General features: G+C 38.8%; 16 protein-coding genes. 9 read left to right on the top strand and 7 right to left on the bottom strand.

Features of this window, described 5'->3' with window-relative positions; genetic code table 11:
* Nucleotides 1–71: 71 nt before the first annotated feature.
* The 3 genes from menA to pplA form a co-directional block, all read right to left on the bottom strand.
* Complete coding sequence (gene menA, locus AB3H90_RS12250; protein ID WP_010737221.1) at nucleotides 72–1,025, bottom strand: 1,4-dihydroxy-2-naphthoate polyprenyltransferase; 954 nt, start codon at nucleotides 1,023–1,025, stop codon at nucleotides 72–74.
* A gap of 12 nt (nucleotides 1,026–1,037) precedes the next feature.
* Complete coding sequence (locus AB3H90_RS12245; protein ID WP_368016799.1) at nucleotides 1,038–2,138, bottom strand: FAD:protein FMN transferase; 1,101 nt, start codon at nucleotides 2,136–2,138, stop codon at nucleotides 1,038–1,040.
* Between the two features lie 175 nt (nucleotides 2,139–2,313).
* Nucleotides 2,314–3,243, bottom strand: coding sequence for an extracellular electron transfer flavoprotein PplA (gene pplA / locus AB3H90_RS12240; RefSeq protein ID WP_010720695.1), 930 nt, complete (start codon nucleotides 3,241–3,243; stop codon nucleotides 2,314–2,316).
* 300 nt (nucleotides 3,244–3,543) lie between these two features.
* On the opposite strand from pplA, the gene AB3H90_RS12235 reads away from it, so the two are divergent.
* The 5 genes from AB3H90_RS12235 (at nucleotide 3,544) to AB3H90_RS12215 (ending at nucleotide 8,642) form a co-directional block, all read left to right on the top strand.
* A complete protein-coding gene (locus AB3H90_RS12235) occupies nucleotides 3,544–5,481 on the top strand; it encodes an NAD(P)/FAD-dependent oxidoreductase (protein WP_034700146.1) in 1,938 nt (645 codons plus the stop codon).
* Nucleotides 5,482–5,616: 135 nt separating this feature from the next.
* Nucleotides 5,617–6,027: a NusG domain II-containing protein gene (locus AB3H90_RS12230; protein ID WP_010737224.1), complete on the top strand. Its 411-nt coding sequence runs from the start codon at nucleotides 5,617–5,619 to the stop codon at nucleotides 6,025–6,027.
* A gap of 12 nt (nucleotides 6,028–6,039) precedes the next feature.
* Nucleotides 6,040–6,606 (top strand): Gx transporter family protein, encoded by a 567-nt coding sequence (locus tag AB3H90_RS12225; protein ID WP_010720692.1) that lies wholly within the window; start codon nucleotides 6,040–6,042, stop codon nucleotides 6,604–6,606.
* 22 nt (nucleotides 6,607–6,628) lie between these two features.
* Complete coding sequence (locus AB3H90_RS12220) at nucleotides 6,629–7,618, top strand: polyprenyl synthetase family protein (protein WP_010737225.1); 990 nt, start codon at nucleotides 6,629–6,631, stop codon at nucleotides 7,616–7,618.
* A 781-nt stretch (nucleotides 7,619–8,399) separates the two neighbouring features.
* The gene (locus AB3H90_RS12215) at nucleotides 8,400–8,642 is read left to right on the top strand and encodes a hypothetical protein (RefSeq protein WP_010737226.1); all 243 of its coding nucleotides are present in this window, start codon (nucleotides 8,400–8,402) and stop codon (nucleotides 8,640–8,642) included.
* Nucleotides 8,643–9,175: 533 nt separating this feature from the next.
* Here the strand turns inward: AB3H90_RS12215 and birA are convergent.
* The 4 genes from birA to AB3H90_RS12195 all read right to left on the bottom strand — a co-directional run bounded on the left by birA (nucleotide 9,176) and on the right by AB3H90_RS12195 (nucleotide 12,932).
* Nucleotides 9,176–10,138 (bottom strand): bifunctional biotin--[acetyl-CoA-carboxylase] ligase/biotin operon repressor BirA, encoded by a 963-nt coding sequence (birA, locus tag AB3H90_RS12210; protein ID WP_034700144.1) that lies wholly within the window; start codon nucleotides 10,136–10,138, stop codon nucleotides 9,176–9,178.
* A gap of 96 nt (nucleotides 10,139–10,234) precedes the next feature.
* Nucleotides 10,235–11,038 carry an ABC transporter ATP-binding protein gene (locus tag AB3H90_RS12205; RefSeq protein ID WP_010720688.1) on the bottom strand — a complete coding sequence of 268 codons (804 nt, stop codon included), beginning with the start codon at nucleotides 11,036–11,038 and terminating at the stop codon, nucleotides 10,235–10,237.
* Entirely contained in the window at nucleotides 11,031–11,945 is a 915-nt protein-coding gene (locus AB3H90_RS12200) for an ABC transporter permease (RefSeq protein ID WP_368016798.1), read from the bottom strand. Before AB3H90_RS12200 ends, AB3H90_RS12205 begins: the two co-directional genes overlap by 8 nt.
* Nucleotides 11,946–11,963: 18 nt before the next feature.
* Nucleotides 11,964–12,932 (bottom strand): ABC transporter substrate-binding protein, encoded by a 969-nt coding sequence (locus AB3H90_RS12195; protein WP_010737230.1) that lies wholly within the window; start codon nucleotides 12,930–12,932, stop codon nucleotides 11,964–11,966.
* A gap of 497 nt (nucleotides 12,933–13,429) precedes the next feature.
* On the opposite strand from AB3H90_RS12195, the gene AB3H90_RS12190 reads away from it, so the two are divergent.
* From AB3H90_RS12190 to msrA, 4 genes are all read left to right on the top strand, one after another.
* Nucleotides 13,430–13,672: a hypothetical protein gene (locus tag AB3H90_RS12190; protein WP_010720685.1), complete on the top strand. Its 243-nt coding sequence runs from the start codon at nucleotides 13,430–13,432 to the stop codon at nucleotides 13,670–13,672.
* Nucleotides 13,673–13,677: 5 nt separating this feature from the next.
* Nucleotides 13,678–17,295: a DNA-directed RNA polymerase subunit beta gene (gene rpoB / locus AB3H90_RS12185; RefSeq protein WP_010720684.1), complete on the top strand. Its 3,618-nt coding sequence runs from the start codon at nucleotides 13,678–13,680 to the stop codon at nucleotides 17,293–17,295.
* A 79-nt stretch (nucleotides 17,296–17,374) separates the two neighbouring features.
* Complete coding sequence (gene rpoC, locus AB3H90_RS12180) at nucleotides 17,375–21,028, top strand: DNA-directed RNA polymerase subunit beta' (protein ID WP_010720683.1); 3,654 nt, start codon at nucleotides 17,375–17,377, stop codon at nucleotides 21,026–21,028.
* A 998-nt stretch (nucleotides 21,029–22,026) separates the two neighbouring features.
* Entirely contained in the window at nucleotides 22,027–22,551 is a 525-nt protein-coding gene (gene msrA, locus AB3H90_RS12175) for a peptide-methionine (S)-S-oxide reductase MsrA (RefSeq protein ID WP_010720682.1), read from the top strand.
* Nucleotides 22,552–22,633 lie beyond the last annotated feature (82 nt).

The raw sequence follows: 22,633 nt of genomic DNA, 5'->3' as shown, positions 1-22,633 counted from the left end.
ATTAACCCATGAAGTCACAGCTTTTCATTGACTTCATGGGTCTTATTTTTATTTGAAAAATCAATGGATCTCTAAACATAAGACAACAGAATACTGCAAAGTAAGCCCAATGCATAACTACTGTTGAACAAGATCATATTTTTGATGGCATAGCTAAAACTGATGGGGTGAGGCAAGGATTGTTTGAATTGTTGCAAGTTACGATAGATCGTTGGTAATGTGAGAAAAGTCAACAAGATTGGCCACTGGTAGACATGGCTCAATAGTCCAATCAAGACGACCAGATAACAAGCATACATCAATAACTGGAACAACAATTGTCCAATGGGACGCCCAATATAAAAAACTAAAGTATAGCGATGATTTTCGATATCTCTTTCTAAGTCCCGTAGGTTATTAGCTAACATGATATTGGCAATCGTAAAAACCAAGGGGAGTGAAGCTAGGATGATCGTTAGGATACTCCAAATGTTTCCTTCTAAACGGAAGGTTCCTGTCTGAAAAGAAAGAATCAGATCAAATACTTTCGTACTGTAAGTATTGATGTAAATGACCATGGCAAAAATTCCCAACCCCATTGTTACACCGCTGAAAATTTCCCCTAAAGGCATTCGTGATAAGGGAATGGGCCCAAAGGTATAAAAAATGCCAATGAAGCAACAAGTAGCGCCCATCAATAATAATAAAATCCCAGTTCTAGCGGTTAGGATTACACCAATCAGTAAGACAAAGAAAATCATTCCTAGGATCATTTTTTGGATCAGTTTTGGTGAGATGCCAGTTCGTCCAATTACGTTTTCTTGGTATTTATAAGTTTTCGAATGGGCTTTTTGGTAGTCCATATAGTTGTTGATTGCGGTAGTTGCTAAATCAAAAACCAACATACCAATAAAAAACAACCCTGTATTAAGCCAATGTATTTCATGAAAAAAAGCGATAGAGAATAAAACCCCTATCGCAAAAGGAAATACACTAGCCACCTTTGTTCGTAGTTCTACTACTTCTAAAAAGATCTTTAGTGTCATAGTTCATACTCCTTATTTCAATTCAGAACGATTGCCCATCGTATATTTAGAATCTTTGTCCAAAACGAAAGTATCTTTGATCGGATCGGTCACGTATACTTTGTTTTCTTTGGTAACAAAAATGGCTTCCGTTCCATCATTCAGTTCACTTTCGACGTATTCCAATCCTTTTTTCACACCCATTGAAAAGACAGCTGTCGACAAGCCATCACCATCAATTGATTTATCTGTGATGATTGTAACACTAGCAATATCATTATCAAAAGGATAACCAGTATCTGGATCAAATAGATGATGATATTTTTTACCATCTACTTCTAAATAACGCTCATAGATGCCAGAAGTCACTAATGTTTTGTTCCGTTCTTTGATCGTCCCTAAAACAGAACCACGTGCTAGATTCGGATCTTGGATACCGACTGTCCAGTCTTGATCTTCACCACGTGGGCTATGACCTAAAACATAGACATTTCCACCTAAGTCAACGATAGCAGTCGTTACACCTTGCTGTTTTAACACTTTGACAACTTCATCTGTGATATAGCCTTTAGCAATGGCTCCAAGATCGATGATCATGCCTTTTTCTTTCAGATAAACAGTTTTGTCTTTATCGTTCAGCTCAATTTTATGGTAATCAACCAGCTTTAATGCTTGATCGATTTCTTCTTGGGCCGGTTTTCTCGCATCGTCAAACCCAATACGCCATAATTGAGTAACAGCCCCGATTGCCATGTCAAAACCACCTTGTGAATCTTGACTATATTCATAAGCACGTTTTAGTAACGTGTAGATATCATCAGAAACCTTTACTGGCTTGATACCCGCTTGTTGGTTCACTGCGTCGATTTCGGAACCCTCCTGATTGATCGTGATTTTATCACCTAGTTCTTTGACCCGAGCAAAGGCAGGTTTTAATGCTGCTTCTTTGCCTTCATCATAGATTCGAATCCGAACATAAGTCCCTAATAAGAACTGTTCATCAGAATAAGATTCTTGTAAAATTTTGGTGGTCGTTTTGCTCTCAGAGGTCGTTTGTTTCGTCGCTGTGCTGCAAGCTGCTAACGTGAACAAACTTAAAAAAGCTACGAAAGAGAGTAATCGTTTCTTTAACATGTGTTTCCTCATTTCATTAGTGGAAGGGACGGTTGCTGAGAAATCAAAAAGTGTACTTTGAGAAATAAGCCGAAACATCACAAAAATTTTTCAAAGAAAAATTTTGGACATCTCGGCTTGGATCTCAAAGAAACAACTTGTTCAATCGTCTCTTCCACGGATAATTATAGAAAATTTATTTTGTTACGATATTGTCAACTTGAATTGTTTGAGTGTCGCCTTTTTCAGCAGCATTCACTAATTGTTGTGCATACATTACAAATGAATGTGAGCTGTGAGTCGCACCAGTGACAACTTCAACATCTGCAGGTGAACCATCTTCTTCGCCCATCGCTTTGACAAGTTCATCATTCAATTCAGGAATGTATGTCTCTGGAGAAGTACCACTTTTTGCTTTCATATTTTTGTTGTAGTCTGCATCGTCTTGTTTTGAGTTGCCGTCTTTGTCGACATAGTCAAATTTAGATTCAGATACTTTACCATCAGCGACTGTCATTTCAAATTGTACACGGTAACCATTAGAATAGTTTTTCTCTTCTAATTTGTATGTGCCATCTTGAAGATCTGCACCGTTATTGATTTCAATTGTATCAGTATTACCAGCTTGAGCAGCTTGGATCAATTGTTGTGCATAGTTTTGGAAGCTTTCTGAAGAATGAGTTGCACCAGTAACAACTTCAACTCCACTTGCGCTTTGTGCTTCGACTAATTGTTCATTCAATTGTGGAATGAATTTTTCTGGGCTAGTACCAGCTTTTGCTTCCATGTTTTTGTTGTATTCTGTATCTTTGGTTTTAGACTCGCCATTTTCGTTGATGTTGTCATATTTAGATTCAGTGATTTTGCCATCTTTGACAACCATTTCGAAGACTGCACGATAACCGTTAGAGTAATTTTTTTCTTCTAATTTATAAGTACCATCTTGTAACTCGCCGCCAGCAACGATTTGTGCTGAGCTTTCAGTTGTTTTTGTTTCTGATGTCTTAGCAGTTGAAGCTTCTGTTGAGCTGTTAGAGCTTCCGTTATCATCCGCACCACAAGCACCTAACATTAAAGCTGAAAAAGCTAATACAGCAAATCCAGTAATAAAACGTTTTTTCTTCATTTTACTCCCACCGTTTCCTTTTTTAGTACACAATATTCTTTGTGATTCATTATACATTCTAATGAAAATCAGCCATAAGTCAACCGTTTTCGTCAAATAACTAGTGTAATCTTTAAACCGTTTTCTTTCTGTAAATTTCGTGAAAAAGAGCTTAACCACAAATTTTTAAAAATAATGAAAATGAGTTAGACAAAAGGGAATAACATCTATATAATGTATAAAGATTGTGTAATAGGTAGCAAACTAATACAAATGTTAATCATTTCAAATAAAGGATTACCAATAAGGAGCGGATGAACAATGACAAAGCAAAATATTGTCGTTGTGGGTGCAGGTTATGCCGGGGTATCAGCAACAAAATACTTGGCAAAAAAACTTAAAAAAGAAGATGTGACAATCACTTTGATTGATCGTCATTCGTACCACACGATGATGACAGAATTACACGAAGTTGCAGGTGGACGGGTTGAACCAGAAGCAATCCAATATGATCTACAGCACTTGTTTGCTCGACAAAAAAATGTTCAATTAGTGACAGATACGGTCACTGGTATCGATAAAGAACAAAAAGTTGTGAAAACAAAATTAGGCACTTACCCATTCGATCAGTTGATCTTGGGAATGGGGGGAGAACCAAATGACTTTGGGACTCCTGGAGTAAAAGAAAACGGCTTTACCTTATGGTCATTTGAAGATTCAGTTAAAATACGTGAACACATTGAACGTACCGTGGCAAAAGCAGCTTTAGAACCTAACGATGCGTTACGTAAAGCAATGCTGACGTTTGTGGTCTGTGGTTCAGGATTCACCGGAATCGAAATGATTGGTGAATTGATTGATTGGAAAAACCGTTTGGCAAAAGACTACAAATTAGACCCAAGTGAAATTACACTGATGGTTGTAGAAGCAATGCCGACGATTTTAAATATGCTGGATCGTAATGATGCAGCCAAAGCAGAGCGCTATTTAAAGAAACATCAAGTAGAACTACTATTGAATGCACCAATCGTGGAAGTAGCGAAAGACCATATCAAGTTAAAAGATGGTCGTCAGATTCCTACCCACACATTGATCTGGACAGCTGGTGTCAAAGGAACTTCTGATGCTGCTGATTTCGGCTTAGAGTCCGCTCGTGGTCAACGTTTGGTAGCGAATGAATATATGCAGGCAAAAGGATATGAAGATAAAAACATCTATATTATCGGAGACTTGGTTTTCTATGAAGAATTTCCTGGAACACCAACGCCACAAATCGTTCAAGCGGCTGAACAAACAGGTCATACAGCAGCAGCCAATATCGTGGCTGCCATCAAAGGCGGCGAAAAGCATAAGTTTAAAGGAAACTATCAAGGTTTCATGGTATCGATCGGTGCCAAATGGGGCGTTGCCAATTTATTTGATAAGATCCATTTAAGTGGTTTCTTAGCAATTGTGATGAAACACATCGTCAATTTGAAATATTTCTTTGATATTCGTTCTGGCTATTATATGTTCCAATACATGATGCACGAATTCTTCCATATCAAAGACGATCGTAATGTGACACGTGGCCATTCTTCCCGTTATGGAAATGTCTTATGGAGTGTGCCTTTACGAGTGTTCTATGGTCTGGTTTGGTTTATCGAAGCTTTCAAAAAAATTGTTGGTGATGGGCAAGTGTTGAAACCAGGTACTTGGTTTGGTGAAGGTTCATGGTTTACAGGTAACAGCGTGTTCCCTTGGACTTGGGAATACAATGTGACCGATGTAGCAAGTGGGGCTTCCGCTGCTGGCGATGCAACAACAGCAGCTACTGGTGCAGCAACCAGTGGTGCAGGAGAAGCAGCGACACAAGCTACTCACTTTGGTCTAAGTTATGCTTATGGTGAACAGCCTATGGCCGTGATTGAAAAATCACCAGACTGGTTCACAAAAATGATGCAAGTGATCATGCCAAACAATGATGTAGCAATGTTTTTCCAAAAATTCATGGTATTCTTTGAAATTGCTTTAGCACTCGCTTTGATTGCTGGTTTATTTACCTGGTTATGTAGTGCAACGACCATTGTTTTAGTGATTACTTTCTGTCTATCTGGAATGTTCTACTGGGTAAACATCTGGTTTATCTTTGTTGCTTTTGCATTGATGAACGGTTCAGGTCGTGCAATTGGTCTTGATCGCTGGGTGATTCCATGGTTACAAAAAACACTAGGCAATTGGTGGTATGGGAGACCTAAATCCCGATATGGATCAAAATAAAAAATTAGCCTAGAGCTTAAACTGAACAATTTGAGAATAATGGCTGATTGAAGAAAGTTCTAGGGAAACCTAGGACTTTCTTTTGTTTCATGCTAAAATTGGAGAACAGTTCAGCAAGAGGAGGCGTGCGAAAAGATGAAAGAATTTATCAAGAAAAGTTTGCTTAAACCTTGGGATATTTTCATTATCGTTCTTTTGATTGCTCTTTCTTTTTTACCCATCATCGTATTTAGTTATCAACAAGACAATGTAGCTCCTGATAAAGAAGCTGTACTCCGCGTTGATGGTGATGAAATCAAAACCTTCCCATTAGTAGCTGGGAGTAAAAAATATACGTATACTTATGAAGATCCACATGGTGATTATAATTTAATCGAAGTTGATGGCGACAAGATACGCATAAAAGAAGCAGATTGTGGCGATCAGATTTGTGTGAGACGAGGGTGGGCTTCTAAGAATGGCGAAACGATTGTTTGCTTGCCTCATAAATTAGTGATCGAGGTTCGGTCAACAGATGGGAGTGACAAAGATGGTCTGATCTATTAGGCTATCCACACCATGACAAAATTACAAAAAATGATTTATATATCTTTACTAGTGGCACAAGGAGTCATCATTGGATTAATTGAGAACATGATCCCATATCCTTTTTCATTTGCTCCTGGAGCAAAGTTAGGACTTGCTAATTTGATTACCATTGTAGCGATTTTTACGATGAAAAAACGGGATAGTTTTTTATTGTTATGGCTTCGCCTATTTTTAACAACTTTGTTAGGTGGGACGATCTCTACCTTTCTTTATAGTATGAGCGGCGCGTTACTCAGCTATGTAGGAATGCTGTTAGTGAAACAGTTAGGTCCTAAGCGAGTCAGCATTATTGGAATCAGTGCAACAGGTGGCTTTATGCATAATGTCGGACAACTAGTGATGGCTTCGTTCATTGCTCAATCATGGACAGTCATGTTATATCTGCCGATTCTATCTTTCTTAGGTATTCTGTCTGGAATTGCGATCGGGATTGCAGCCAATTATTTGTTGCAACATGTACGTACATTACAACTTTTTCAAAGAGACTATGAGAAAGAACAAAAAGAGAAATGGCAACCGCTTTTTTTGAAAAAATAATGGTTATACAAGGAGTTTTTTTATGAAGCTACATCCAATGTGGAGTGAGTATCCAACTTTGAAAAACGAATTAAACGAGACGTTGAAAAAGATGGAAGATGTTGTCCGCTTAAAGAACAAGCCAGTCGAACAAGCAATCAAAGAGACGATTCATGCGGGAGGTAAACTGCTAAGACCTGCCTATCAATTGCTCTTTTCTCAATTTGGTCCAGAACAAGATCGTGAAAAGGCGATTGCGCTAGCTGCTTCGATCGAAATGCTTCATACCGCTACATTGATCCATGATGATATCGTTGATGAGGCAGATGTTCGACGTGGTCAGCCTAATTTACGTGGTCGATTTGGGAATACGGTAGCTGTTTATGCAGGAGACTATTTATTTGTTTGCTGTTTCAAATTACTTTCAAATTATTCTAATTCGCTAAAGAGCTTACAATCTAATTCTCGGAGTATGGAAAAAGTATTAGATGGTGAGCTTGGACAAATGGACGACCGTTACAATTATCATTTAACTGTGCCGGAGTATTTAGAAAACATCTCAGGGAAAACGGCCGAACTCTTTCAATTAAGTTGTTCAGTCGGAGCTTATGAAAGTGGAATGAATGAACGGTTTGCTCGAAAAGCAGGTTCAATCGGTTTAGCTGTCGGGATGGCATTTCAGATCATTGATGATATCCTTGATTATACAAAAGATGCGGTCGATATCGGTAAACCAGTATTAGAAGATATGCGTCAAGGCGTGTATTCTCTACCATTGATTTACGCATTACAAACAGATAAAAAAGCAGAATTGATTGCATACTTGGATAAAAAAACTGAGTTGACACAAGAGGAAGCAGAAAGTGTTCGTCAGATTGTCAGAGAAGTCAATGGTGTGACAAAAGCCAAAAAATTAGCGGAAGATTACACAAAAAAAGCCTTAAAGGAAATTAGTAAGCTCCCTGATACAGCCTTTGATACACGTGAGATTCTTTTGTCAGTTACTGAGTTGATTTTAGATAGGGAAAATTAAAGAAAAATATCGGAAATCAGCCGCTACAATGGCATATTCTATTTCAAGAATCAAGAAGTAAAAAGAGTAGGCATGTGATGGTTGAACTTGAGAACCTTATTGTTGAGGAGTTGCTTCTTGAACGCCGTTTATTCGTTTTTAGATATACCAGAAGAGATTGAGGAAAGTTTTGGCTCAGTCTCTTTTTTATTTTAGAAAAATATTGGATCTATTTCAATCACTTTACTTCTTTTGGCTTTTTTCCAACAATTTGTATTACTTCTTTATTTGGAAGATTGGTCTAAAGTTTATTCTTTAATTTTACCAATTTTTTTTATTTTTAGAAAAAATAGTTGTCAAAGAGTATTGAGAAGAAAGTATGCTAATAATAGATGCCAGTGAAATCTGAGGACTTTGCTGTTGCAGTCTGAAATTTACTTAACTTTAGGCATGTACTTATAAGTGAGACTTTGTATACACAGAAAGTCGCTATCTGTATAAAAGGAGGGATCAGACTATAGGTTACAATCTTTAACTGACTATTCGTAGTTTTGGGGGAAACGACGAATAAATTTTAAATAACATTCAGCCGGTTTTCTATTTAGGAAATCGGTTTTTTTATAACTGGATGACAAATCCAAAAGATAAGAGTGAAAAAAAGAAATTTTAACGTGTATTATTCATTAAAACAACTATTTTGCGAAACAATCTTTCCTAATTTTGAAAATAATTGTTCTGGACCAAGACTAAAAATATGTTATATTCACTAGTGAAGAAATACAATTAGAAAGGAAGATGTTGAGTGAAAAAACGATTAACAACGGATTTAACCAGAGTAGATGTAAATAAGATTTTAACCCGAATGATCAGTAAAAAAAATCATTTCTCATTTGAAGATATTGAAAAAGAATGTCAAAAACCGTTAACCACGGCGGATAAATTTCTAATTAGGACACTTGTTGTCAAAAAATTTAAGCTGAATGTAGAATATCTTTCATCTAATCAGTTAAAATTTTATCGTGTAAACAAAGAAGCGTGTTTGTAAGTCCTTTTTGTACATAATAAAATCAAAAATGTTGCAATACCATACAAAATAACACAGACCTTAAAGAATAAGGTAAGATAGAACCAGAAAGAGAAAAGGAGGAGAGCTGGGAAAGAAAAAGTGTTGTTGTGTATGGATCAAGAAGCAGCATGTTTGATTGAACAAGATTTTGGGGAAATCCGTTTAATGAAACATTATATATTGGGGAAGCGACAATAAGTAGAAGTCATACTTATATGACAGAATAGCATCAGAAAAACAAACCTTTTATAGGTGGAAGTTTGTCTGTGGCTTTTGATTGAAACATTCGATACATCAGATCAATGATATTGCAGTTGTATAAAAAAGCACATAGAGGTTTAAAAATTGTGTAGCATTTTTGTTATGAACAGCAATAGCACATAGAATAACAACTTCATTTTACAACTCGCTAAATGAAGGGGCTATGAAGTATTCTGCGAGATCACATAAAAAAGGAACCACCATTGATGAAGAAAGGGATGGGCATTTTTGCCCATCCCTTTCTTTTTGACTTACTCAATGGAGGTTAAACTAATTTCGCCAGAAAAAAGAGTGAGAAATTGGTCTTCTATTTGTACGATCAACTCTCCATGTTCTCCGATTTCTTTAGCAATCCCAGTATAATGCTGCCCTTTTTGGGTAAATTGTACTTTTTTTCCAAGAACGAAAGACTTTTCACGATAAAGTGTTAAGTATTCGTCTGTGGGTTCTGAAAGATAGTGAAAGAAATTTTTCCAAATTTGACTAATCAATTGATTCCGTGTGATGGATTTCTGACCATCAGGGAAAAGAGACGTTGCTTTCTGTTGAATGGTTTCAGGAAACTGTTTTTGCGGGATGGAAAAATTTAGACCAATGCCAATAATGATCGAACTGATCCCGCCAGTTTCCATGTCACTGATTGCTTCAGATAAAATCCCGCTAATTTTTTTTCCATTTAAATAAAGATCATTGACCCATTTGATCGAAGGGTCTTTTTTAGTCAATTCTTGAATGGCTTTCACGCATGCACTTGCTGCAATAACTGTATACTGAGGCAATTCATCAAATCGTTGATTGGGATGGATCAATAAGCTCATATAAATACCTTGACCAGGGGCTGCAAAAAAAGGACGTCCAAATCGGCCGTGTGCCTGTTCTTGGGTATCGGCGATAAAAAGAGCGGGTCCGATTTCTTTGGTTGCCGCAAGTTTAGCATCTTTCATCGTAGATTCTGATCGTTCTTGTACCGACACCGTCAAATCTGGTATCCAAGGTTCTAATGCTTGGCGAATTTCTTGGGCATCTAACACATCAGAAGGAAGATAACGGTATCCCTTAGCTTGATGCTCAAAATGATAACCTGTTTTTTCTAATTCTTTGATTGCTTTCCAAATACTGGTACGTGACACTTGTAATTGCTGTGCCATTTTTTCACCTGATAAAAAATCAGGAGATTCTTTTAATAGTTGGAGTACTTTATCTTTTGTCGTCATCCATTGCAACTCCTTTCATGTAGTATTGTATCAATAAGAAAGCAGAAAACAAATGAGAAATTTGTCAGTTGTTATGGAAGTGACAACAGATGATTGCTAACTTAAAAGTACTTGGTCGTCTTTCAATGCAGCGCCACTATTTTGTTTGAACATTTCTAGTAGCTGAGGGACAGTCAAATGTTGTTTTTCTGCCTGTTGGATATCCACGACGATTTGCCCTTGGTGTAGCATGATCAATCGATTTCCGTAGCGGATGGCATCTTCCATATCATGGGTGACCATGAAAGCCGTCAAGTGCTGTTCGCTAATTAATTTGTCCGTTAGTTCCATCACTGTTTTTGAAGTTGCCGGGTCGAGGGCTGCAGTATGTTCGTCTAATAAAATCAATTCAGGACGTTGTAAAGTAGCCATTAATAACGTGATCGCTTGACGCTGTCCTCCAGAAAGCAAGCCGATTTCAGTGGTCAAACGATTTTCTAACCCAAGATTCAAGCGTGCGAGATGTTCCTTGAAAAAAGAACGATCTTGTGGCTTGACGCCACGGAAAAAGCCTCGTTTTTTGCCACGTTTCATTGCTAGTGCTAAATTTTCTTCCACCGTCAATCGGACAGCAGTGCCTAATTTAGGGTCCTGAAAGACACGACTGATTTCTTTGGAGCGAGCAACCACTGACTTTTTGGTGATATCTTTGCCATTCAATAAAATCTTCCCTTGATCCACTGGAAAAGAACCAGCAATACTGTTCAATAGTGTCGATTTACCTGCACCATTTCCGCCAATAATTGTTACGAAATCACCTTGTTTCAACGAGAGATTAACTCCTTTTAGCACATGGTTTTCATTGATGGTTCCTTTTTCAAACGTATGGTGGATAGATTGAAGTGTTAAAACATCAGTCATTGATAGATCCTCCTTTTGCTTTCGTACGCTTAGGTAACTTTAATTTTTGTTGGATTTGTGGAAAAGATAAACAGATAACCAGAACAAGTGCAGAAGCTAATTTTGAATCGCTTGGTTGAACGTTCAACTCAAAAACTAACGCTAAGATAAAACGATAGATCACGGCGCCTAAAATAATTGTCAATAATCGAAGAAGCAATGGTTGGTTTCGAAAAAGGACTTCAGCGATGATGATTGAAGCCAAGCCAATCACGATCGTACCGATCCCAGAGTTTAAATCAGCAAAGCCATTGTTTTGTGCAAGCAACGAACCAGATAAAGCAATACAGCCATTTGAAATCATATACCCAATGATTTTCATCGTATCGGTGTTGATGCCGTTTGCTTCACTCATTGCTAAATTGTCGCCAGTCGCTCGGATCGCCAACCCCGTTTCTGTCCGTAAAAATAAAACAAGCAACGTGACAACGATCAATGCGACAAGTAAGCCAGCGATCAATACAGCATTTTCCTTTGAAACACCGAGTGATTCTGCCCATGTAAAGACGGTTTTTTGTCCTAATAATGAAAGATTAGGTGCGCCCATGATTCGTGAGGTAACGGAATATAAACCAGTCATCGTGATGATTCCAGCTAGAAGTGCCGGAATTTTAAGTTTGGTATGGAGCAATCCTGAAACTAAGCCAGCTACTGCGCCTCCTAAAAATCCTAAGAGGCAAGCAACGATTGGGGAAAGTCCATTAGTGATACTGACGGCAGCAATCCCAGCACCTAAAAGGAAACTGCCTTCAGCTGTTAAATCAGCGATATCCAGGATACGAAAAGTAAGGAAGACACCGATTGCCAGTAGTGCCCAAAGCACGCCTTGTGAAGCAGAAGATAAAAAGATACTTATTAAATTAGTCATGATTGTCCTCCTGTAAAATTATTCAGTCTCTTTGATTGTTGTTGGATCGATCCCAAGGGCTTTTGCCATGTCTTTATTGACATATAAGGAAAGATCATCTGCTGATTCAACCGGTAATTCACTCGGTTTTTTGCCAGCTAAGATCTTAGCAGCCATTTCGCCTGTTTGTCGCCCTAACTCTTCATAATCAATCCCAACAGTTGCTAAGCCACCTTCTTTGACTTGATCCACGGAACCAGCAACGATCGGTGTTTTTGTTTCTTTGGCTACTTCACCGATAACGCTAGCAGCACTGGCGAATGTATTATCCGTTGGGATGTAGATACCGTCGACATCTTTGGCTAAACTTTTTGTCACTTGTTGAACATCATTGGTGGAGTTTGCCGTCAATACTTTGACTTTCACTCCGGCTTTTTTCAATGTTTTCTCGGCTAAGTCTCCTTGGATTTTGGAATTTGCTTCCCCGTTGTTGTACATGATCCCGATCGTTTTTGCTTTTGGCACGATCTGTAATAATAGCTCAATTTGTTTTTCGATCGGTACCATATCCGTTGTACCAGTCACGTTTCCACCAGGTTTGTCATTAGAAGAAACTAAGTGTGCTTTTTCTAAGTCGGTAACTGCTGTCACTGTAATAGGAATCGTGGTTGTTTCATTAAGGAGCGATTGCGCAGCTGGAGTTGCAATCCCTAATAATAAGTCGGGTTGATCCTTTACTAATTTTTCACTCATACTTTTTAGATTGTCTTGATTGTTTTGCGCATTTTGATAGTTGATTGTTAAATTGTCGCCTTCTTTATAGCCATTTTCTGCTAGCCCTTCTTTGAACCCTTTGTATGTAGCATCTAATGAATTATGTTGAACCAGTTGTAAAACACCGATTGTTTTTGAGTCATCCGATTTTGCTGAGGAACTATTTGCAGTTCCACATCCACCAAGTGCTAGTAATAATGTTGCGCCTAATCCGATCAATAAATTTTTTTTCATTTCTTTTTCCTCCTTCAATTTTGAAAACAAAAAATCCATTTAGACAAAACGTCTAAATGGATTGAGTATCGAAAGAGTATGTAAGTAAGAAATCGTGATTACTTTGTACTTTTCGCTTAGCCACTTAACGTAATGTCTACGTGGCTTTTGCGTAATACAAAGTTCTTTAGCCATCATAGATACAAACCAGTTGTTTGGTGTTTGTATCCATAATTCATGAATACAAACCTATCTAAAGTAGCTAAAGTAAAAGTTATTCAATTGTGTCGGGATAAGTTGTATATTCGGTTTTTGCATAAATAAATCCTCCACAAATAATAAATTTTCCTAAGTATAGCGGAGATGTAAGGGGATTGTCAAGACGAACATTCAGAAAATTCTCAAAATCCGTGAATGTTTATTCGATATATTATAGTAAGAAAAGTTTAAGAAAAAATGATGAAAAGAGGAGGGAAACGCCAGGAAGTGTTGACTTTTATGAAAAAAGAGTGTAATATATGAAGTTGCAAAAACTATCTGATGAAGTAAAGGCAGAAACGAAATATTGTCCGTTTCGGCTTTATAATAAGGAAACAAAAATAGAAGCGCATGAAGAAATGGTTTCAAAAGAATGCTCTATTTTTGGTTTTTTTTTGCCTAAAAGCCGCAAAAAATGTCTATTGTTATCTAAATATAATATTTTTAATATTATTGTAACAATTGATCGGGTAGTCTTTTTGAATGACATTTTAGAGGGGTGAAGAGCTTGGCTGGACACGTAGTAAAGTACGGAAAACATCGCGAACGTAGAAGTTTCGCACGAATCAGTGAAGTGTTGGAATTACCAAATTTGATCGAAATTCAAACAGACTCTTACCAATGGTTCCTAGATGAAGGACTAAGAGAAATGTTTGAAGACATTTTGCCAATTGATGACTTCAATGGCAATCTATCTTTGGAATTTGTGGATTATGAATTGAAAGAACCTAAGTATACGGTAGCAGAAGCACGCGCACATGATGCAAATTACTCTGCACCATTACATGTAACGTTACGTCTAACAAACCGTGAGACAGGTGAAATCAAAGCGCAAGAAGTCTTCTTCGGTGATTTCCCATTAATGACTGAACAAGGAACATTCATTATCAACGGAGCAGAACGAGTAATCGTTTCTCAGTTAGTGCGTTCACCTGGTGTGTACTTCCATGGAAAAGTAGACAAAAACGGAAAAGAAGGTTTCGGTTCAACTGTGATCCCGAACCGTGGTGCATGGTTAGAAATGGAAACTGATGCAAAAGATATTTCTTACGTACGTATTGATCGTACCCGTAAGATTCCTTTGACTGTGTTAGTTCGTGCCCTAGGATTTGGATCAGATGATACCATCTTTGAAATCTTTGGTGACAGTGAAACGTTACGCAATACAGTTGAAAAAGACTTGCACAAAAATGCAAGTGATTCAAGAACAGAAGAAGGATTAAAAGACGTTTACGAACGTCTACGTCCAGGCGAGCCTAAGACAGCCGATAGTTCTCGGAACTTATTGAATGCTCGTTTCTTCGATCCAAAACGCTACGACTTAGCCAACGTTGGTCGTTATAAAGTAAATAAAAAATTAGACTTGAAAACACGTCTATTGAACTTAACATTAGCAGAAACATTGGTTGATCCAGAAACTGGTGAAATCATCGTTGAAAAAGGAACTGTGTTGACTCACCAAGTGATGGAAACATTAGCACCTTTCATTGATAATGGATTGAATTCAGTGACTTACTATCCATCAGAAGATGGCGTTGTGACTGATCCAATGACTGTTCAAGTGATCAAAGTCTTTTCACCAAAAGATCCAGAACGTGAAGTGAATGTGATCGGTAACGGTTATCCAGAATCAGCTGTGAAAACTGTTCGTCCGGCAGACATCATCGCATCAATGAGTTATTTCTTAAACTTGATGGAAGGGATCGGCAACGTGGACGATATCGACCACTTAGGAAATCGTCGTATCCGTTCAGTCGGTGAATTACTGCAAAACCAATTCCGTATCGGATTAGCTCGGATGGAACGTGTCGTACGTGAAAGAATGTCGATCCAAGATACAGAAACTTTGACACCACAACAATTGATCAACATCCGTCCAGTGGTTGCAAGTATCAAAGAATTCTTCGGTTCTTCTCAGTTGTCTCAGTTCATGGATCAAACGAACCCACTTGGGGAATTGACACACAAACGTCGTCTTTCAGCCTTAGGACCTGGTGGTTTGACTCGTGACCGAGCTGGTTATGAAGTTCGTGACGTTCACTATTCTCACTATGGCCGTATGTGTCCGATTGAAACGCCTGAAGGACCAAATATCGGGTTGATCAATAGTTTATCTAGCTATGCGAAAGTTAATAAATTTGGATTTATCGAAACTCCTTACCGTCGTGTTGATCGTGAAACTGGTCGTGTAACGGATCAAATCGACTATCTAACAGCTGACATCGAAGACCACTACATCGTTGCCCAAGCAAATAGCCCATTAAATGAAGATGGTACTTTTGCACAAGACGTTGTTATGGCTCGTGCACAAAGTGAAAACTTAGAAGTTTCAATCGATAAAGTCGATTATATGGACGTATCACCTAAACAAGTAGTTGCGGTAGCGACAGCATGTATTCCCTTCTTGGAAAACGATGACTCCAACCGTGCCTTGATGGGTGCCAACATGCAGCGTCAAGCAGTGCCATTGATCAATCCACAAGCACCATGGGTTGGTACTGGTATGGAATATAAATCAGCTCATGACTCAGGAGCTGCTTTGCTATGTAAACATGATGGTGTCGTTGAATTTGTGGATGCCTCTGAGATTCGTGTTCGTCGTGACAACGGTGCATTAGATAAATACGCTGTAACAAAATTCCGTCGTTCAAACTCAGGAACAAGCTACAACCAACGCCCAATCGTTCATTTAGGCGAAAAAGTTGAAAAAGGCGATACTTTAGCAGATGGACCTTCAATGGAACAAGGTGAAATGGCGCTAGGACAAAACGTTTTAGTAGGTTTCATGACTTGGGAAGGTTACAACTATGAAGATGCGATCATCATGAGCCGTCGTCTTGTGAAAGATGATGTCTATACTTCGATCCACATCGAAGAATATGAATCAGAAGCTCGTGATACAAAATTAGGACCTGAAGAAATCACTCGTGAAATCCCTAACGTTGGGGAAGATGCTTTGAAAGATCTAGACGAGATGGGTATTATCCGTATCGGTGCGGAAGTCCAAGATGGTGACTTGCTAGTTGGTAAAGTAACACCAAAAGGGGTAACCGAATTATCAGCTGAAGAACGTCTTTTACATGCGATCTTTGGTGAAAAAGCTCGTGAAGTCCGTGATACTTCATTACGTGTACCACACGGTGGTGGCGGGATCGTCCACGACGTAAAAATCTTTACTCGTGAAGCCGGCGATGAATTATCACCAGGCGTAAACATGCTTGTACGTGTGTATATCGTTCAAAAACGTAAAATCCATGAAGGAGATAAGATGGCCGGACGTCATGGTAATAAAGGGGTTGTATCCCGTATCATGCCGGAAGAAGATATGCCATTCTTACCAGATGGAACACCAATCGATATCATGTTGAATCCTTTAGGGGTGCCATCACGGATGAATATCGGACAAGTATTGGAATTGCATTTAGGGATGGCTGCTCGTCAGTTAGGTATCCATGTTGCAACACCAGTATTTGATGGTGCAAGTGATGAGGACGTTTGGGAAACGGTTCGTGAAGCTGGTATGGCCAGCGATGCGAAAACCATCCTTTATGACGGACGTACAGGTGAACCATTTGACGGCCGAGTGTCTGTCGGTGTCATGTATATGATCAAACTTGCTCACATGGTCGATGATAAATTGCATGCTCGTTCAATCGGACCTTACTCATTGGTTACACAACAACCATTGGGTGGTAAAGCACAATTTGGTGGACAACGTTTTGGTGAAATGGAAGTTTGGGCTTTGGAAGCTTACGGTGCCGCTTATACCTTACAAGAAATCTTGACATACAAATCAGATGATGTAGTTGGTCGTGTGAAAACTTATGAAGCGATCGTCAAAGGCGAACCAATTCCAAAACCAGGTGTACCAGAATCATTCCGAGTATTAGTAAAAGAATTACAATCACTAGGATTAGACATGCGTGTCTTGGATATCAAAGATTCTGAAATCGAACTCCGTGATATGGATGACGAAGATGATGATTTGATCACTGTAGATGCTTTGACAAAATTTGCTGAACAGCAAACAGCCAAAGAATTAGAAAAGAAAGCTGCTGAACAAGTGGAAGATGAAAGACAAGATATCATCCAAAACTTTGAAACCGCAGAAGATAACTTAGACTAATCCGGTCTATGAGCTGTAAGGCGGTCGATGATCAGCCGCCTTGCGGTTTTGCCATTAAACGAAATGGAGGGAACCCCTTTTGATCGATGTAAATAAATTCGAAAGTATGCAAATAGGTTTGGCTTCTCCCGAAAAAATCAGAAGCTGGTCTTATGGTGAAGTAAAAAAACCTGAGACGATTAACTATCGTACCTTAAAACCTGAACGCGAAGGGTTGTTCTGTGAGCGGATTTTTGGTCCTACGAAAGACTGGGAATGTGCCTGCGGAAAATACAAACGTATCCGTTATAAAGGAATCGTTTGTGACCGATGCGGTGTTGAAGTGACACGTTCAAAAGTTCGTCGTGAACGTATGGGTCACATTGAATTAGCAGCACCTGTTTCACATATCTGGTACTTTAAAGGAATTCCTTCTCGTATGGGACTTGTTTTAGACATGAGTCCTCGTGCCTTAGAAGAAATCATTTATTTTGCTTCATATGTGGTTATCGAACCAGGAAATACCAACTTAGAGAAAAAACAATTGTTGACAGAACGTGAATACCGCGAAAAACGTGAACAATATGGACAAGAATTCCAAGCAGCAATGGGTGCAGAAGCAATCAAACAATTACTAGACAGTGTTGATTTAGATGCTGAAGCAGCTGAATTGAAAGAAGAATTGAAATCTGCCCAAGGGCAAAAACGGACTCGTGCGATCCGCCGTTTGGACATTTTAGAAGCTTTCCGTGCTTCAGGAAATGAACCAAGTTGGATGGTTATGGACGTTATTCCAGTTATTCCACCAGATTTACGACCAATGGTGCAATTAGAAGGTGGACGTTTTGCAACAAGTGATTTGAATGATCTTTACCGTCGAGTAATCAACCGTAATAACCGTTTGAAACGCTTGTTAGATTTGAATGCTCCAGGAATCATCGTCCAAAACGAAAAACGGATGTTACAAGAAGCTGTTGATGCGTTGATCGATAATGGTCGTCGTGGCCGTCCAGTTACTGGACCAGGTAACCGTCCATTGAAATCTCTTTCTCACATGTTGAAAGGGAAACAAGGTCGTTTCCGTCAAAACTTACTTGGTAAACGTGTTGACTATTCAGGACGTTCCGTTATCGTTGTAGGACCTTTCTTGAAAATGTATCAATGTGGGTTGCCAAAAGAAATGGCGATCGAACTATTTAAACCATTTGTGATGCGTGAATTGGTTCAACGTGAACTAGCTTCTAACATCAAAAATGCGAAACGTAAAATCGAACGTCAAGAAGACGAAGTTTGGGATGTCTTGGAAGACGTAATCAAAGAACACCCAGTACTACTTAACCGAGCACCTACGCTACACAGACTTGGTATCCAAGCATTTGAACCTGTTTTAGTACAAGGTCGTGCGATTCGTTTGCACCCACTTGTATGTGAAGCTTATAATGCCGACTTTGATGGAGACCAAATGGCCGTTCACGTACCATTGAACGAAGAAGCACAAGCGGAAGCTCGTATGTTGATGCTAGCTGCTCAAAACATTTTGAATCCAAAAGACGGTAAACCAGTTGTAACACCTTCCCAAGATATGGTTTTAGGTAACTACTACCTAACAATGGAAGAAGAAGGTCGTGAAGGTGAAGGAATGGTCTTCCGTGACCAAAACGAAGCTGTGATCGCATGGCGTAACGGCTACGTTCATTTACACTCACGTATCGGTGTGAACCCTAATTCATTAGGTGAAAAACCATTTACTGACTGGCAAAAAGAACGTACGATGATTACAACTGTTGGTAAGATCATCTTTAATGAGATCATGCCGCCAGAGTTCCCTTACTTGAATGAACCAACAGACTTCAACTTAACGGTACAAACACCGGATAAATATTTTGTTGAAGCAGGTACAGATATTCCTGCACATATCAAAGAGCAAGAATTAGTCTTACCATTCAAGAAGAAAAATCTAGGAAATATCATTGCGGAAGTCTTCAAACGTTTCAAAGTAACTGAAACTTCTAAGATGCTTGACCGAATGAAAGACTTAGGGTATAAACATTCTACACATGCTGGTATCACAGTAGGTATCGCAGATATCAGTGTACTGAATGAAAAACAAGGAATCATCGAAAATGCCCATAAACAAGTTGAAACAATTACAAAACAATTCCGTCGTGGATTGATTACTGATGACGAACGTTATGAACGAGTAATCGCTGTTTGGAATGCTGCTAAAGATAGCATCCAACAAAAACTGATGGAAGGGTTAGAAGCGAAAAACCCAATCTTCATGATGTCTGACTCTGGAGCCCGTGGTAACATCTCCAACTTTACTCAGCTTGCTGGTATGCGTGGACTGATGGCTGCTCCGAATGGTCGAATCATGGAATTACCGATCATCTCAAACTTCCGTGAAGGACTTTCTGTCTTAGAAATGTTTATCTCTACTCACGGGGCTCGTAAAGGGATGACCGATACTGCCTTGAAGACAGCCGATTCAGGTTACTTGACTCGTCGTTTGGTTGACGTTGCCCAAGACGTTATTATTCGTGAAGAAGATTGTGGAACAGACCGCGGTCTTGAAATCCAAGCGATTCGTGAAGGAAACGAAATCATTGAATCATTAGAAGATCGTTTGATCGGTCGTTACACACGTAAAGAAGTACGTGATCCAGAAACGAACGAATTGATCATCGCTGGTAACCAATTGATTTCAGAAGATATTGCAAAACAAATCGTGGATGCAGGTGTGGAAACTGTCACAATCCGTTCTGTCTTCACATGTAACACAAAACATGGTGTCTGCAAACACTGTTATGGACGTAACTTGGCAACTGGATCTGACGTTGAAGTTGGTGAAGCAGTTGGGACGATCGCCGCTCAATCAATCGGAGAACCAGGTACTCAGTTGACAATGCGTACCTTCCATACCGGTGGGGTAGCCGGAGACGATATCACTCAAGGTCTTCCTCGTGTCCAAGAAATTTTTGAAGCACGTAATCCTAAAGGGCAAGCAGTGATCACCGAAGTAACTGGTGACGTCATCGATATCTCAGAAGATGCTTCAACTCGTACAAAAGAAGTAACAATCAAAGGGAAAACCGACACACGTACGTATACTGTTCCTTATACAGCACGTATGAAAGTCGCTGAAGGCGATATGATCCACCGTGGTGCACCATTAACGGAAGGTTCAATCGATCCTAAACAATTGTTACAAGTTCGTGATGTATTATCAGTTGAAAACTACTTGCTGCGTGAAGTACAACGTGTATACCGTATGCAAGGGGTAGAAATCGGCGATAAACATATCGAAGTAATGGTTCGACAAATGTTACGTAAAGTCCGTGTAATGGATCCAGGTGATACGGATATCTTACCAGGTACATTGATGGATATTGCTGACTTCAAAGACCAAAACTACAATACATTGGTAGCTGGAGGCGTACCTGCAACATCTCGCCCAGTCCTACTAGGTATTACAAAAGCATCATTAGAAACAAACAGCTTCTTATCTGCTGCATCCTTCCAAGAAACAACTCGTGTCTTGACTGATGCTGCGATCCGAGGTAAAAAAGATCCACTTCTTGGTTTGAAAGAAAATGTTATCATCGGTAAAATCATCCCAGCTGGTACTGGTATGGCTCGTTACCGTAACATGGAACCAAAAGAAGTCGGTGTTGCAAGTGAAAATGTTTATAGTATTTCAGACATCGAAGCACAAATGGCTGCAGAAGATGCAATGAATGAACAAACAAAATAATGTGACACCAAACAGAGCTAAGATGAACATCTTAGCTCTGTTTTTTTTGTCGTGCTAAAGTTGATAGAAACAAACGAAATTGAGAATTTGTTCATTACGGACGAGCATTTTTTCTTATTTTTGTACTTCTAGAAAAATAGGTCCATGAATCATTGAATTGCTTAGTGAAACTTGCTAAAGGTTGGTATACTAAATCATTTTTGTTCATCGTTCAGGTGAAACATTGTTCTTTTTGCTATGTAGGGTCGAATGGGTTGAGATTTTTTCAGATAATAAACGATACATAATCGAGTTTGAACCAAATGTTTCAGTAAGTGATGCGAGTGCTTGTTGAGCTTGAAGTATAAAAACTTCTTCTTGTAGTTGGGAATGTGAGGACGAAGGATGTGTGGTATTGAGAATCAATTTTTCAAGTAGATTTTTTGGGCTGTCTTGATCTACTAGCGTACCAGAATTCTTTACTGACTTACTTGGTAAAATTTGTTGAATTTTATCAGTGAAATTAGTTTTTTTGCATAACGTGTCCCCCTGAAGTTAAAAATTTTAGCGGTTGTTAATTCAAAATCTGTGGAAAAGTATAATATAAAAGAACTATCCACAAGGAAAAAGAAAAACCGTTTATTCTCTCTTGTGGAAAAAACAGTTGAGAGGAAAAAGAAAGTTATCCACAAAAGAGAATGAAAATTGGGAAAATTGATGAAAATACCGGGAGGGGGTAAAATGAGTATTTCTTTCAATAAATGTAAAAAATGTGAGAACAATAAATGTCGTTTAGGTTTAAGTCCTAGGAGTATTGTATATACTTTTAAATAGATGGATAAAAAAATCAAATCAATGAAAAGATTAGTAAAAAAGAAAATACTGCAATACTCTATCTTAATAAAGCAAGCAGGTAAGTATAGGAGTATCGATTCTTTGTTTATTCGTTTCGAAGGTAAGCAAAACAGTATCACCCTTTTATAAATCAAGGTATGATGAAAGACAAAGGGGGATTTTATATGACGAAAAAAGCAGTTTTTGCAGGTGGTTGTTTTTGGTGCATGGTCAAACCTTTTGAAACACAGCCAGGAATCATAGCGGTAACCTCTGGCTATACGGGGGGACATGTCCCAAATCCTACCTATGAACAAGTAACCACGGGTACGACAGGTCATACGGAAGCGGTAGAAATCGAGTATGATCCGTCTCTGGTTTCTTATGAACAGTTAGTCGAAATCTACTGGCAACAAACAGACCCAACGGATGCTTTCGGTCAATTTGCTGATCGCGGAGACTCTTATCGACCGGTCATTTATTATAGCAATGAAGAAGAACGTGAAATCGCTGAAGCATCAAAGAAACAACTACAAGAAAGTGGTCGATTCGATCGTCCGATTGTCACAAAAATCGAACCCCGAAGTGAGTTTTATCCCGCTGAGGAGTATCATCAAGACTATTATAAGAAGAATAAAATCCACTATAATCTTTACCGAGAAGGCTCTGGACGAGGGAGTTTTTTACGTAAACATTGGTCTGGAAAATAAGACACATTGCATTTTGAAGAATTTCAGTTAGGGATAAAAGCTGGTCATGCTTTGGCTTGCTGTGAATTTAGTGGTTTTTATA

Origin of the sequence: Enterococcus sp. C63 (assembly GCF_040887215.1) — a bacterium.
Classification (GTDB): domain Bacteria; phylum Bacillota; class Bacilli; order Lactobacillales; family Enterococcaceae; genus Enterococcus_B; species Enterococcus_B hirae.
This window is presented reverse-complemented; position numbering and strand designations above follow the sequence as displayed.

What these genes read in the sequence shown, in the direction of transcription:
- msrA (WP_010720682.1), top strand. Translation starts at nt 22,027, where the DNA reads ATGACGAAAAAAGCAGTTTTTGCAGGTGGTTGTTTTTGGTGCATGGTC.
- AB3H90_RS12190 (WP_010720685.1), top strand. Translation starts at nt 13,430, where the DNA reads ATGAAGTTGCAAAAACTATCTGATGAAGTAAAGGCAGAAACGAAATAT.
- AB3H90_RS12225 (WP_010720692.1), top strand. Translation starts at nt 6,040, where the DNA reads ATGACAAAATTACAAAAAATGATTTATATATCTTTACTAGTGGCACAA.
- AB3H90_RS12245 (WP_368016799.1), bottom strand. Translation starts at nt 2,138, where the DNA reads ATGTTAAAGAAACGATTACTCTCTTTCGTAGCTTTTTTAAGTTTGTTC.
- pplA (WP_010720695.1), bottom strand. Translation starts at nt 3,243, where the DNA reads ATGAAGAAAAAACGTTTTATTACTGGATTTGCTGTATTAGCTTTTTCA.
- AB3H90_RS12235 (WP_034700146.1), top strand. Translation starts at nt 3,544, where the DNA reads ATGACAAAGCAAAATATTGTCGTTGTGGGTGCAGGTTATGCCGGGGTA.
- AB3H90_RS12195 (WP_010737230.1), bottom strand. Translation starts at nt 12,932, where the DNA reads ATGAAAAAAAATTTATTGATCGGATTAGGCGCAACATTATTACTAGCA.
- menA (WP_010737221.1), bottom strand. Translation starts at nt 1,025, where the DNA reads ATGACACTAAAGATCTTTTTAGAAGTAGTAGAACTACGAACAAAGGTG.
- AB3H90_RS12200 (WP_368016798.1), bottom strand. Translation starts at nt 11,945, where the DNA reads ATGACTAATTTAATAAGTATCTTTTTATCTTCTGCTTCACAAGGCGTG.
- AB3H90_RS12220 (WP_010737225.1), top strand. Translation starts at nt 6,629, where the DNA reads ATGAAGCTACATCCAATGTGGAGTGAGTATCCAACTTTGAAAAACGAA.
- AB3H90_RS12230 (WP_010737224.1), top strand. Translation starts at nt 5,617, where the DNA reads ATGAAAGAATTTATCAAGAAAAGTTTGCTTAAACCTTGGGATATTTTC.
- AB3H90_RS12205 (WP_010720688.1), bottom strand. Translation starts at nt 11,038, where the DNA reads ATGACTGATGTTTTAACACTTCAATCTATCCACCATACGTTTGAAAAA.
- birA (WP_034700144.1), bottom strand. Translation starts at nt 10,138, where the DNA reads ATGACGACAAAAGATAAAGTACTCCAACTATTAAAAGAATCTCCTGAT.